This window comes from Hymenobacter yonginensis, assembly GCF_027625995.1.
GTDB lineage: Bacteria > Bacteroidota > Bacteroidia > Cytophagales > Hymenobacteraceae > Hymenobacter > Hymenobacter yonginensis.
The window spans coordinates 2953045-2965901 of the sequence record NZ_CP115396.1 but is presented as its reverse complement, the minus strand read 5'-3'; the positions used below and the strand labels follow the sequence as shown (position 1 = coordinate 2965901).

The following is a 12857-nucleotide window of genomic DNA, read 5'->3' as shown; positions in this document are numbered from 1 at the left end:
AACAAGCGCAGCTCTGGCTTCGCGACTTGTGCTCACCAGACTCCGACGCTTACAAAGTAGAGGAAAAAAACGCGGGAATTGACATAATTAGCCCGGTCATGTGGCATCAGCCCCGACAATATCCGCAAAGCACGCAGGCGCTTTTACCTCTGAAAAGATTGGGTTGCACACTGCCCGGAATTCAATTCCGGCCCAGCCTCGCTTCAACCAAGCCGCGGCCAGCCTATCTGCTGACCTCCCGGAAATGCAAAAAGCGCCGGCCCGGCCGACGCTTTTGCTCTTGAATCAGACTACATACCGCCACCGGGCGGCGGGCCGTCGGGGCGCCCGAAGCCGCCCGGGCCGCGCCGGCCGCCGGGGGCGCCGGAGCCGGGCAGGGCATCGGCGGGGCCGGCGCCGGCAAAGCTGCGAATGTTGTAGGTGAACATCAGCATGAAGTAGCGCTGCAGAATGTTGGTTTGCACGTCCTCGGTGTAGGCGGCCGTGTTGTTGACCTGGATGCTGTTGTTCTGGCCCAGCAAATCGAAGGCGTAGAGCTTGATTTCGGCCTGCTGCTTCTGGCCCAGCTTCTTGCCCACCGAGCCGTTCCAGAGCACAAAGTTCTGGTTGAAGCCCGCCGACAAGCCTTGGTTGAGCTGGTGCGTCACATCGGACTGCACCGTGACGCCCTTCGCAATAATCCAGGAAAAGCGCAGGCTGGTGTTCTGCCGGAAGTACTGCCGGTCCACCTGGCCGGGCAACGAGTTGCGCACGTAGCTCTGGCTGGAATTCGAGGACAGCGTAAAATCCAGTTCGGGGCTAATGTTGCTGCTCAGCACCGCGCCCAGCCCAAACGATGGCGTGCGGCTGTAGTTCAGCTCGCTGAACACCAGGCCCGGCGTCTGCGAGTAGGTGGCGTTGGCGTTCAGGTTGAGGTTGGACTTCACGAAGCTCAGCGGCAAGCTGTAGTTCAGGAAGGAGCGCAGTGTGTACTGCTGGTTGAGGTTGACGGGCCGCGTGAGCTGGCCGCCCACCGGAATGACGATGCCGCCTTCCGTCACGGGCGAGGTGCCGGCGTAGATGGTGTTGTTGGTGATGTAGTTATTAGTGTAGGAGCCGCCAATCAGCGCAAAAAACGAGGTGGACTTCTCGGGCACCGCCGACGAATACCGCAGAAACAGATTGTGGCGGTACTCCTGGCGCAGGTTGGGGTTGCCGGTGGTCAGTTGCAGCGGGTTGGCGTTGTTCACCACTTCCTGCAGCTGGCTGATGCTGGGGGCGTTGGTGTTGGTGCGGTAGTTGAGCCGCAGGTTCTGCTGCTTCGAGAAGTTGTAGCGTACCGTGGCGTTGGGCAGCACGTTCAGGAAGCTGCGCTCGGTGAGGGCTGCGCGCGGAAACTCCTGGTCGGAGCGCAGCTGGGCGTTCTGTACGGCCGTGCCCACGGTCCACTGGAAATCTTTGTTCTGGTAGCGGTAGGTTAGCTCGCCCGAGTTCGTGAGGTAGCGGCTCTGGAACACGCTGCTGAGCGTGTCGTTGAGAATAGAGTACGCCTGCTCACCCGGCGAGAAGTCGAAGGTGCGCTTGTCTGACTGGTTGGGCGTGTACGACACGCGGTACTCGGCCTGTAGCTGGCTGAACTGGCTGATGGGCTCGGTGTAGTTGAGGTTGCCGGTCCAGGCCCAGCCTTGCTGCGTGAGCTCCGAAAACTGGTTGAGCAGCGTGGTGCGCCCGCCTACCGCCGAGGTCGACGAGAGCAAGTTGTTGTCGCCCTCCTTGTCGTTATACGTCGTGTTCAGCCCCACCGAAACCGTGCGGCCGCGCTTGGCAAAACGATACCGGTACTGCAGCTGGTTGGCCGCCGTGATGCCCGTCAGGGCCGAGCGGTAGGTGCTGGTGTTGGCACCCTGCGTTTCGCCGGCCACGTCGCCAGTGTTCAGGAACGTGCGTCCGTCGAGGCCGCTGTTGCCGGTGTTGCGCTGCACCGAGAGGCTGGGCCGCCAGATCAGCGAGTTCACCGAATCGAACTTGTGCTCCAGCCGCAGATTGAAGCGGTTGTTGATGTTGCGGCTTGCGTTCTGCGACAGTTCATTATAGCGCAGATCATCGGTGGAGCCCTGCGGCGCCACGTAGCGGCGCAACAGGTTGGTGCGGGCCGTATTGTCGGAGAGGTTGAAGAAATAGCTGCCCTGCACGTCGGTTTTGGTGCCCCAAGTGTCGGAGTAGTTGAGGCCCAGGGCGTGCGTTTTGCTGATGCCGCCCTGCTGGTTCACCAGGAAGTCGCCGGAGTTATTGCCGCCGCCGCCCTGGCCCCCGCCGCCGGGCCGGCCACCCTGGCCGCCGCCGCGGCCGCCCCGCGCGCCTCCGCCTCCGCCCGACGAGGTGCCCACCACGCCCAGCAAGTCTTCGGTGCCGAAGTTCTGCTCGTTCACGTTGTTGCTCTGCGCCACCACGCTCAGCCGCTGCTTGCCCTTGAACTGGTTGATGTTGCCGCTGAGGCGGTACCGGTCATCCTGGGGGCCGTAGCCAGCCAGCACCCGCCCAAACTTGCCGTTGCGGAACTGTGGCTTGGTTACGATGTTGATGGTTTTCTGCTGGTTGCCGTCGTCGAAGCCCGTAAACTGGTTCTGGTCGGAAGCGCGGTCATACACCTGAATCTTGTCGATGACCTCGGCCGGAATGTTCTTGAGCACCGCGTCGGGGTCGTTGCCGAAAAACTCCTTGCCATCCACCAGCACGCGCTGCACCTGCTCGCCCTGGGCCTGCACCTTGCCGCTGGTGGGGTCCACGGTCACGCCGGGCATCTTGGTGATGAGGTCCTGGGCGTTGGCGTCGGGGTTGGTTTTGAACGAGCCGGCGTTGAACTGGGCGGTGTCGCCTTTCTGGATGGCGGCCGCTGCTTTTCCCACCACTTCCACGCCTTTCAGGGCCACGCCACCGGTGGCCAGCGTGAGGTTGCCGAGCGCCAGCGGTTGCCCGTTCAGCGTCAGCTGCCGCTGCAGCGTCTGGTAGCCCAGAAACGAAATCGTGAGTTGGTAGCGGCCGTTGGGCAAGCCGGTTATCGTGAAGTTGCCGTCGGCGTCGGCCGCTGCGCCGTTCTTCACCGAGTCGGCCGACAGGCCCCGCACCAGCACGTTGGCCCCAATCAGCGGCGATTGGTCGGTGCCGTCCACAATGCGGCCACTGAGCGAGGATTGGGCGTGGGCCGCCAGCGTGGCAGCCAGTAGTAGGATAACCGTAAGGAAGTGTCTGAGCATTAGCGAAAAGTCGGCGGATAGATACGTCACCAGGAGCAATAGACGCAATTGCGGCCCCCGCGTTTACTCTTCCCCGAAAAAAGCATGCCCGCCGCTACCGTTTTCGCACCAGCAGCAGCCCGTCGCGCAGGGGCAGAAACACGTTTTCCACCCGCTCATCGGCCTGCACTTTATCGTTGAAAGCCCGCACGGCGTGGGTGTCCTTATCCGACGGCTTCACCACGTAGGAGTCCAGTACCTTGCCGCCCCACAGCACGTTGTCGATCAGCAAAAAGCCCCCGGGGCGCACCTGCGGCAACACCAGCTCGTAGTAGGCGTCGTTGTTGATTTTGTCGGCGTCAATGAACACCAAATCCCAGGTTTCGGCCAGCGTCGGCACCACGTCGGCCGCCCGCCCAATGTGTAGGTGCAGCCGCTCAGTAAGGCCGGCCTCGGCCACGTAGCGCCGGATGCGGCTTTCCAGCTCGGGGTTGAATTCCACGGTGTGCAGCTCGCCATCGGGGGCCAGCCCTTCCGCCAGACACAGCGCCGCGTAGCCCGTGAAGGTGCCCAGCTCCAGCACCCGCCGGGGCTGCACCATGTGGCTGATCATGCTCAGCAGCCGGCCCTGGGCGTGCCCGCTGAGCATGCGCGGCATCAGCGTCTGGACGTGGGTTTCGCGGTTGAGGCGCGCCAGCAGCGGCGGCTCGGGGGTGGTATGCTGGTCGGCGTAGCGGAAAAAGTCTTCGGAATTCATGCGGCAATCAGGCAAAAAGCGAAGCCGGCGGCAGGGGCTGGTAGATGCGCCGCCGGTGGTAGAGCAAATGCTCCGGATGGGGATGATGGTTGGGTGCTACCGTTAGCTGCCCAGACTGGCCCAGCAGGCGAAAATCGTCCTGAATGGCCCAAGCTCCCCGGTCGAAGGTAACGTGGTGGTTTGGGCAAAGGCAGAGCAGGTTGCTGATTTTGTCGGGGCCGTGGTGGACACCACCCAGCGGCCGGATGTGGGCGGCTTCGGAGTAAGCACCCCCGGGTACGGGCAGCCGCGTGCTGCATACCTGGCACCGGAAATCATAAAGCTGCTTAATGGCGTGCATCACGCCTGTGTCGCGCACAAGCTGCTGCACCAGTGTCGGGCGCCGCCGGGGCAGAGCATAGGCAGCTTCTGGTTCTTGGGCATCAATTGGTGCTGGAGGGGTTGATTGTGGCAACTGCTCCAGCCGAAACCGCCAGATACGGTGCCCCGACCGGCCTACTTCCTGGCTGAACCGCGTGACATAGTACAGCCCGGCGTATTGATAAAACGCCAGGCTGCCTTCCTGCACTTTGCGAATCACGCGCACCGGAGTCTGCCGCTCGAAGCTCAGGCTCAACGCCAGATTGCCGCCCGTCAACTGTTGATCAGCCACCTGGCGGCCGTCTTGGTTGCCGCCCTCGCCGGTATATAATATGGAGCTGCCCAAATCCAGATCATCCTCGTAGCCGCCAGACAGTACAATTGCTTCGGCCGGGTGCCCTTTCAGCCGGGAAATTCCTTTGTACAAGTCCCGATGCAGGCCGGCTGCCTTTACCTCAGCGCGGTTCAGAAACTCGTGACCCGCCGAAATTTCCGGCACTTCCCCAAGCCTGACCGGAGTTGGTTGCTGCGCCATCTGCTTACTCCGGCACGTACTGCAGCACGCTCAGATTATCATCCGTGAGCACCTCGTTGGCCATTTCCAGCAGTTCGGAGGACGTGATGGCGCGTATCCGGTCGAAGATTTCGTTGATGGACTCCACGCGGCCCAGGTCTAGGGTGCTCTTGGCCAGTAGCTGCATCATGCCGCCGTTGCTTTCCTCGGCCATGGCCATCTGGCCCATCAGCTGCTCTTTGGTGGTGTGCAGCTGCGCCGTGCCCAGCGCCTGCTCACGCAGCCGCTTCAGCTCTTTCTGCACCAACGATACGGTGCGGTTCACCTGCTTCTTCTCGGTGCCGAAGTAGATGCCGAACAGGCCCGTATCGGTGTAGGGCGAGTAGGTGGAGTCGATGGTGTAGACCAGGCCGTACTTTTCGCGCACCGCCAGATTGAGGCGGGAGTTCATGCCGGGGCCGCCCAGCAGGTTGTTGAGCAGGAAAAACGGAATCCGGCGTGGGTCTTCGATGGCGTAGGCGGGCCCCCCGATCAGGCAGTGGGCCTGCGTGATGGGCTTGCGCTCCAGCTGGTTGACGCGCTGGTAGCCACTGAACGACGTGCGGGGTCGGGCGCCCAGCTGCGCCGGCAGCGGCGCCAGATACTTGTCGGCCAGGCGCTTAACTTCCGAAAACGGCAGGTTGCTAACAGTGCTGAACACCAGCCGGTCGGTGCGCACGTTCTCTTTCAGAAACTGCCGGAAATCGGCCTGCTGGAAGCTGCTGACACTCTCGCGGGTACCCAGGATGTTGTGGCCCAGCGCATGCTTGGCAAATACCACGTCGTCGAAGTCGTCGATGATGGCGTCTTCGGGAGCGTCCTGGTACATGCTCATTTCCTCCAGAATCACGCCGCGCTCCTTCTCAATCTCCTTTTCCGGAAATACCGAGTTGAATGTTAGGTCAGTCAGCAGTTCGAAGGCCCGCTCGAAGTGGGTGCTGAGCAGGGAGGCGTAGAAGCAGATTTTCTCCTTGGTGGTGTAGGCGTTCAGCTCGCCGCCCACGGTTTCGAGGCGGTTGAGGATGTGGAAGCTTTTGCGTTTCTCGGTGCCTTTGAAGGCCATATGCTCCCAGAAGTGCGCCAGGCCCTGCTGGGCTGGTTTTTCGTCGCGGGAGCCAATGTCGAGCAGAAAGCCCAGGTGCGCTATTTTGGTGTGTACTACTTGTTTATGCAGAACCCGGATGCCGTTCGGCAACTCGTACAGGTCGTAATCAGACATTGCGTAGGGGCTTGGGGTAGGGGGCGCCGGAACTGAAATAGTGTGCCCCGGCCCTGTATAACCACGCCAGAGCGTAGCTGGTTGCAAAGGTACGACAGGCAACAGGCAGGACCGCCATGGGAATAGCCCGCTGACACGTTTGGCGCGCTGCTGGAATCACCACTCCGGCATCAGCACGTGAGATGCTTCGGCTGCGCCTCTGCATGACGTACCATTCACCTCATCACCCCATCACTTCATCACCAAAAGCTCCGCCTCGGCCAGAGCGGCCAGCATTTGCCGTGTTTCGATGCCGTAGGCGCATTGGAAGTGGCCTAGGGGGCATTTGGCGTAGCCGTGCAGGCCGCAGGGCCTGCAGTCCAGGTCGCCTTTGATTTCTACCACCCGCGAAAACGGGCTGAGCGGCCCGAACCCGAAAAACGGCACCGTAGAGCAATACACGGCGCAGGTAGGCGCGCCCACCGCCGAGCACAGGTGCATGGGCGCCGAGTCGTTGACGTAGTTGAGCACGGCCCCGCGCATGAGGGCCGCCGAGGCCAGCAAGCTCAGATTTCCGGCCAGGTTCAGCGTTTTTTCGCGGCTGCTGGCTGCCAATAGGGCCTCGCAGGCGGCCACGTCGGGCGGGCCGCCGAGCAGGTACACCGTGTAGTGGGCCGGCAGGGCCGCCAGCAGCTTCAGCCACTGCTCCTGCGGAAACTGCTTGGTAAACCACACCGACGTAGGCGCAATGCACAGATACGGGCCCGCGGCGGCATACGGCGCGGCGGCAGCTTCATCGGTGGCGGTGGGGTAGAGGCGGGGCGCCGGGATGGGGCCGTCGTAGGCGGGGTCGAGCAGGTGCAAGTTGCGCGACACCTCGTGCACCCCGGCCCCGATAATGTGCGGCACGGCCCGCGTGAAACCCCGGGCCAGCGGGTTTTTGTCGAAGCCGATGCGTTCCGGCGCGCCGGAGAAGGCCGTCAGGAAGCCGGTGGAGGCGAAGCGCTGCAGCGTAATGACGCGGCCATAGTCGCTCGCCCGAATCTGCTGCAACAGGCGCCACAGGCCGCGATACTTGTCCTGCTTTTTGTCCCAGACCAATACCTGCCGCACGTGTGGATGGTGCTGCACCATGCCCTCGTTGCCCTTGCGCACCAGAAAGTCCACGGGTGTGCCGGGCTCCGTACGGTGCAGGTGGTCCAGCAGCGCCGTGGCCAGAATAACGTCGCCAATGAAGGCGGTTTGGATGAGCAGCAGGGGCCGGGGCAGGGCTTCGGGCATCAGGGCAGCAGGCAGGCAATTGGGAAAAGCGGGTTGCAATGATACGCAACTGCCCGGTGGTCTGGATCTGAAAAGTCCTGGCCGCACGGCCCGAGCCAGCTCCCGGCATTCTCCTAACTTGCAGCCGGCGCGCCCCGGCCGCGTCCTTCCTTCCTTACCACCCAAGCCCCGCCCCATGCGCTACGGTTCCATTGCCCCCGAGCTGTTCATCGAAAACCGCCGTCGTTTCCGCGAGCTGCTGCCGCCGGCCTCGCTGGCCATCTTCCACTCCAACGACGTGATGCCGACCAACGCCGACGGCACCATGGCTTTCCGCCAGAACAACGACCTGTTCTATCTGGCCGGTGTCGATCAGGAGGAAAGCATCCTCGTTATCTTCCCCGATGCGGTGCTGCCGCAGTACCGCGAAATCCTGTTCCTGAAGGAAACATCTGAGCACATTTTGGTGTGGGAAGGCTACAAGCTGACCAAGGAGCAGGCCCGCGAGCAAACCGGCGTGCGCACTATCATGTGGCTCGACTCCTTTAAGAGCGTGCTGCCGGCCCTCATGAACGAGGCCGAAAACGTGTACCTCAACTCCAACGAGCACATCCGGGCCACGGTGGAAGTGCAGACCCGCGACGCCCGCTTCATCAAGGAGCTGCGCGAGGCCTACCCGCTGCACCAGTACCGCCGCGCCGCCCGCCTGCTGCACCAGCTGCGCGCCATCAAGAGCCCCGAGGAAATCCGGCTGATGCAAAAGGCCGCCGACATCACCGGCGACGCCTTCCGCCGCCTGCTCGGCTTCGTGAAGCCCGGCGTGATGGAATATGAGATTGAGGCCGAAATCTTCCACGAGTTCCTGCGCCAGGGCTCGCGCGGGCCGGCCTATGGCAGCATCATCGCCTCGGGCGCCAACGCCTGCATCCTGCACTACGTCAGCAACGACCGGGAATGCAAAGACGGCGACGTGATGCTGCTCGACTTCGGGGCCGAGTATGCCAACTACGCCGCCGACCTTTCGCGCAGCATCCCCATCAACGGCACCTTCACCAAGCGCCAGCGCGACGTGTACGAAGCCGTGCTGCGGGTAATGAAGTTTGCCACCAGCCGCCTGGTGCCGGGCGGCAACATCGAGGAATACCACGCCGCCGTGGGCCAGTTCATGGAAGAGCAGTTGATCGGGCTGGACCTGCTCAATGCTTCCGACGTGAAGAACCAGGACCCCGCCGCACCGCTCTACAAGAAGTACTTCATGCACGGCACCAGCCACTACCTCGGCCTCGACGTGCACGATGTGGGCTTCAAGTACCGCACCTTCGAGCCGGGCATGGTGTACACCTGCGAGCCGGGCATCTACATCCGCGAGGAAGGCCTTGGCATCCGCCTCGAAAACGACATCCTCATCACCAAAACCGGCAACGACGACCTGATGAAGAACATTCCGCTAGAAGTGGCCGACATCGAGCGCCTGATGGCCGCCGCCCGCTAGGGCTACCGCTAAGCTCGCCACCTGCTGAAAAGCCGCCTGCTGAACCCAGGCGGCTTTTTTTTGCACTCAGGCAGGAAGTTGCTTCCGAGAGCAAACGGGCGCGCCGCAACCAGTATTCGAAACAGGGAGTGGTGGAAATCAGGCGGTAACCCGGCCGAAAGTCGTTCTGCTAAACCGGTATTGTGCCGGGCCGGGTACCAGCCAGGGCAGCAAATACAGCAACTTTCCGAGCCGGCTGTAGGTATAGAACTCTATTCCTGAGGGGTGCCGAGCTGTAAAGCCGGGGCTTTTTCGGGGAGATTCCGTTCACCAAAAGCTTTGGCTATGAGAAACCTGCTAACTCCCTGCCTGGCGCTGGGAATTACCCTGCTGGCGGCCGCACCCCGCACGCAGGCCCAAACCGCCGACCGCAAAACAGCCATCAGCCTGTATGGCAGCGCTTACCAGTACAAGGGCAATTTCGGCTCCAACTTCTGGAAGTGGTCTGACAACAACTACGGCCCCGGCATCACCTTCAGCCGCTACCTCACCCCCGGCCTCGACCTGGGCCTGAGCGGTGCTTACGTGGAGCTGAAAAGCACGCCTGAGCAAAGCGCCGCCCGCTTCGGTTCCAATTTCAATACCAACGTGGTGAACGTGAATCTAGCCCTCAAGCTGAAGCTGAACAACGGCTGGGCGCTGAAGGAAGATGCCGTGATTCAGCCCTACCTGCTGGCTGCGCCCGGTTGGGCCTTCACCAGCCGCGAAGGTACCTTCAATGGGCAGCGGACGGATGAAGACAAGAGTTACTTCGACCTGTTCGGGGCTGCTGGTATCAACTTCCGCCTCTCTGAAGCAGTAGGTCTGTTTGTGCAGACTGGCCAGCACGTACCGCTGAAAGCCAACCTCGATGGCGACCCGGTGCGCGACAACGACGCCTGGGATGACCGCTACCTGCAGCATACCGCAGGCCTGACGGTGGCCTTGGGCAAAGCCAAGGACGAGGACATGGACGGCGTGCCCGACCGCAAAGACAAATGCCCCGCTACTCCCTCGGGCGTAGCCGTAGACGCCAACGGCTGCCCGCTTGACGGCGACGGCGACGGTGTTCCGGATTATCAGGACAAGTGCCCCACCGAGAAAGGCACCGCCGCCCTCGAAGGCTGCCCCGACCGTGACAACGACGGCGTGCGCGACTCCGAAGACGACTGCCCCGATGAGGCCGGTACAGCTGCCCTGCGCGGTTGCCCCGATGCTGACGGCGACGGTGTAGCCGACAAAAACGACAAGTGCCCCGGCACGCCCGCCGGCACTCAGGTAGACGCCAACGGCTGCCCACTCGTGCTTGACTCCGACAACGACGGCGTGAAGGACGATATGGACAAGTGCCCCAACACGCCTGCCGGTTCGCGGGTAGACGCCAATGGCTGCCCCATGAGCATCGACCCGGCCGTGAAGGCGCTGGAGAAGCCGGTTCGCTTCAACACCAACAGCACGGTTATCACCACGTCGTCGTATCCGACGCTGAACAAGATGGTGCAGGCCCTCAAAGACCACCCCGAGTACAGCCTGCGCGTTATCGGCCACGCCGATAGCCGTGGTACCGACGAGTACAACCAGGGCCTGTCGGAGCGTCGTGCCGGCTCGGTGAAGCGCTACTTCACCGGCAAGCAGCTCGATCCGGCCCGCATCGTGACGGAAGGCCGTGGCGAAAGCCAGCCAGCGGCGCCCAACACGTCGTCGAAGAATATGAGCCAGAACCGTCGCGTAGAATTCAACTTTGAGTTCTTCGTGCCCGGCACGCCGCAGCCGTAAGGCCTGCGAGCTTGCAGCCAGCCAAAAGCGGCGGACCCTCTGGGTTCGCCGCTTTTCTGTTTTTGCAGCCTGCTGCCGGGCCATGCAGCAAGGCATAATAGAGAAAGTATATATCAATAAAAGCCTGTCTGACAGCGGGTAAAATGCTTGGTTGCTAAATAGAATCTTGATTAAGCACAACCTTGGGGCAAAGAGGAAAGTATAGGACGGTAAATTGCGGGCAACTGATAGGGCAGGGCCCTATTGTTCTGTATTTCCACCACACTTTTTTCACCATGAAAAAACTCCTTACCACCAGCGCCGCGCTGGGCCTGACGCTGTTGGCGGCGGCTCCAAGCGTGTTTGCTCAAACCGCAGACCAGCGAACGGCTATCAGTCTGTCGGCCAACACGCTCCAGTATAAAGGCAACTTTGGCTCGCAGTACTGGAACAACGAAAACAACTGGAAGCTCGGCGGCGGCATCTCCTTCAGCCGCTACCTCACTTCCGGCCTCGATCTGGGTCTGCACCTCAACTATGGTAAGGTAAACTACGATGCCGTACAGGGCGCGCCCCAGTTCGGCAGCTTCTTCGAGGCCAACATCGTGAATGCCAATCTGGGCCTCAAGCTGAAGCTCAACAACGGCTGGGCGCTGAAGGAAAACGCCTTCATCCAGCCCTACCTGCTGATTGCGCCCGGCGCGGCTTTCGTTAGCTCCGACGGCGTTATCAACCGCAACGGCACCACCCGCGCCTTCGACGGTAGCGACACCTATTTCGACGTGCATGGCGCCGCTGGTATCACGTTCCGCGTGAGCGAGTCGGTGGGCCTGTTTGTACAGACCGGCCAGCACTTCCCGCTGAATGCCAACATCGACATGGACCCGGTGCGCGACGACAACAAAATCGACGACCGGTATCTGCAGCACTCGGCTGGCCTCACCATTGCTCTCGGCAAAAAGGCTGACGAAGACAACGACGGCGTTTCGGACCGCAAAGACAAGTGCCCTGGCACGCCAGCCGGCGTAGCCGTAGACGCCAACGGCTGCCCGCTTGACGGCGACGGCGACGGCGTTCCGGATTACCAGGACAAGTGCCCCACCGAAAAAGGCCTGGCGGCCCTCGAAGGCTGCCCCGACCGTGACGGTGACGGCGTGCGTGACTCGGAAGACAAGTGCCCCGATACCCCCGGCAAAGCCGAGCTGCAGGGCTGCCCCGACGCTGACGGCGACGGTGTAACCGATGCCAGCGACAAGTGCCCCAACACGCCAGCCGGCGTAGCAGTAGATGCTACCGGTTGCCCTCTCGATAAAGACGGCGACGGTGTTCCGGATTACCAGGACCGCTGCCCGAACCGTCCAGGTCCGGCTTCCAACAAAGGCTGCCCAGAAATGAAGGTAGAAGAGAAGAAGAAGCTGCAGGAAGCCACGAAGTTCATCCAGTTCGACTTCGACAAGGCTACGCTGAAGCCCATCTCCTTCCCAACGCTCAACGGCCTGGTGCAGATCCTCAACGACTACCCAGACTATAGCCTCGGTATCTCGGCCCACGCCGACAACAAAGGCGACGACGCCTACAACCTGCGTCTGTCGGATGAGCGCGCTGCTTCGGCCCGTGCTTACATGCTGAGCAAAGGCATTGCTGCCGACCGTATCGTGTCGCATGGCTATGGCGAAACTAAGCCGATTGCCGACAACGCTACCGAATCTGGCCGCGCTATCAACCGCCGCGTAGAGTTCGACGTGTACCTGCCCGGTGACCCGAACCCTGCTGAAACCAAGTACGGTGTAGCTCCTGAGATTCCAGCTGCCGCTCCAAAGGCTGCGCCTAAAGCCCCGGTGAAAAAGGCTCCGGCCCGTAAGCCAGCGCCGCGCCGCAAATAGTCAGCCGGCTCATACCCCAACCAACTGCCAAAAGCGGCCAGCTCTCTGAGCTGGCCGCTTTTTTTATGCGCAGCCTTCGGCTGCAGGCGGAGCGAGTTAGTTACCAATTGAGCTGATTTGCGGTGGCATTTTCCGGTACACCAACCTGAAAGGCGCTGCAAATAACCCAAGCTAAAAAGAAGCCCCGTAGCGGCGGCAAGTGCGTAGCCACTGCCTGACAGGGAAATTCAAGCCGCATAGCGGCGACACCTTCGCCTGTAAACATGTCGCCGCTACGCGGCTTGTTTCATGTGTTATCCAGGATGCTACAGACCTGTCGCCGCTACGCGGCTCCTCTGCGACTTAGACTAGCCAGGAGTCTCTCTCTGG

General features: G+C 61.8%; 8 protein-coding genes. 3 read left to right on the top strand and 5 right to left on the bottom strand.

Annotated features, from left to right (window positions below; genetic code table 11):
- Positions 1-290 precede the first annotated feature (290 nt).
- The 5 genes from O9Z63_RS12820 to O9Z63_RS12800 all read right to left on the bottom strand — a co-directional run bounded on the left by O9Z63_RS12820 (position 291) and on the right by O9Z63_RS12800 (position 7361).
- Positions 291-3233, bottom strand: a complete 2943-nt coding sequence (locus O9Z63_RS12820; protein WP_270125632.1) for a TonB-dependent receptor — start codon at positions 3231-3233, stop codon at positions 291-293.
- Between the two features lie 94 nt (positions 3234-3327).
- A complete protein-coding gene (locus O9Z63_RS12815; protein ID WP_270125631.1) occupies positions 3328-3969 on the bottom strand; it encodes an O-methyltransferase in 642 nt (213 codons plus the stop codon).
- Between the two features lie 7 nt (positions 3970-3976).
- Positions 3977-4864 carry a YDG/SRA domain-containing protein gene (locus O9Z63_RS12810; protein ID WP_270125630.1) on the bottom strand — a complete coding sequence of 296 codons (888 nt, stop codon included), beginning with the start codon at positions 4862-4864 and terminating at the stop codon, positions 3977-3979.
- Between the two features lie 4 nt (positions 4865-4868).
- Complete coding sequence (locus O9Z63_RS12805; protein ID WP_270125629.1) at positions 4869-6101, bottom strand: M16 family metallopeptidase; 1233 nt, start codon at positions 6099-6101, stop codon at positions 4869-4871.
- Between the two features lie 231 nt (positions 6102-6332).
- Complete coding sequence (locus tag O9Z63_RS12800; protein ID WP_270125628.1) at positions 6333-7361, bottom strand: glycosyltransferase family 9 protein; 1029 nt, start codon at positions 7359-7361, stop codon at positions 6333-6335.
- Positions 7362-7536: 175 nt separating this feature from the next.
- Between O9Z63_RS12800 and O9Z63_RS12795 the strand changes: the two genes are divergently transcribed.
- The 3 genes from O9Z63_RS12795 to O9Z63_RS12785 all read left to right on the top strand — a co-directional run bounded on the left by O9Z63_RS12795 (position 7537) and on the right by O9Z63_RS12785 (position 12488).
- Complete coding sequence (locus tag O9Z63_RS12795) at positions 7537-8832, top strand: aminopeptidase P N-terminal domain-containing protein (protein WP_270125627.1); 1296 nt, start codon at positions 7537-7539, stop codon at positions 8830-8832.
- A gap of 324 nt (positions 8833-9156) precedes the next feature.
- A complete protein-coding gene (locus O9Z63_RS12790) occupies positions 9157-10626 on the top strand; it encodes an OmpA family protein (RefSeq protein WP_270125626.1) in 1470 nt (489 codons plus the stop codon).
- A gap of 275 nt (positions 10627-10901) precedes the next feature.
- The gene (locus O9Z63_RS12785; protein WP_270125625.1) at positions 10902-12488 is read left to right on the top strand and encodes an OmpA family protein; all 1587 of its coding nucleotides are present in this window, start codon (positions 10902-10904) and stop codon (positions 12486-12488) included.
- Positions 12489-12857 lie beyond the last annotated feature (369 nt).

What these genes read in the sequence shown, in the direction of transcription:
- O9Z63_RS12800 (WP_270125628.1), bottom strand. Translation starts at nt 7,361, where the DNA reads ATGCCCGAAGCCCTGCCCCGGCCCCTGCTGCTCATCCAAACCGCCTTC.
- O9Z63_RS12795 (WP_270125627.1), top strand. Translation starts at nt 7,537, where the DNA reads ATGCGCTACGGTTCCATTGCCCCCGAGCTGTTCATCGAAAACCGCCGT.
- O9Z63_RS12805 (WP_270125629.1), bottom strand. Translation starts at nt 6,101, where the DNA reads ATGTCTGATTACGACCTGTACGAGTTGCCGAACGGCATCCGGGTTCTG.
- O9Z63_RS12820 (WP_270125632.1), bottom strand. Translation starts at nt 3,233, where the DNA reads ATGCTCAGACACTTCCTTACGGTTATCCTACTACTGGCTGCCACGCTG.
- O9Z63_RS12815 (WP_270125631.1), bottom strand. Translation starts at nt 3,969, where the DNA reads ATGAATTCCGAAGACTTTTTCCGCTACGCCGACCAGCATACCACCCCC.
- O9Z63_RS12790 (WP_270125626.1), top strand. Translation starts at nt 9,157, where the DNA reads ATGAGAAACCTGCTAACTCCCTGCCTGGCGCTGGGAATTACCCTGCTG.
- O9Z63_RS12785 (WP_270125625.1), top strand. Translation starts at nt 10,902, where the DNA reads ATGAAAAAACTCCTTACCACCAGCGCCGCGCTGGGCCTGACGCTGTTG.
- O9Z63_RS12810 (WP_270125630.1), bottom strand. Translation starts at nt 4,864, where the DNA reads ATGGCGCAGCAACCAACTCCGGTCAGGCTTGGGGAAGTGCCGGAAATT.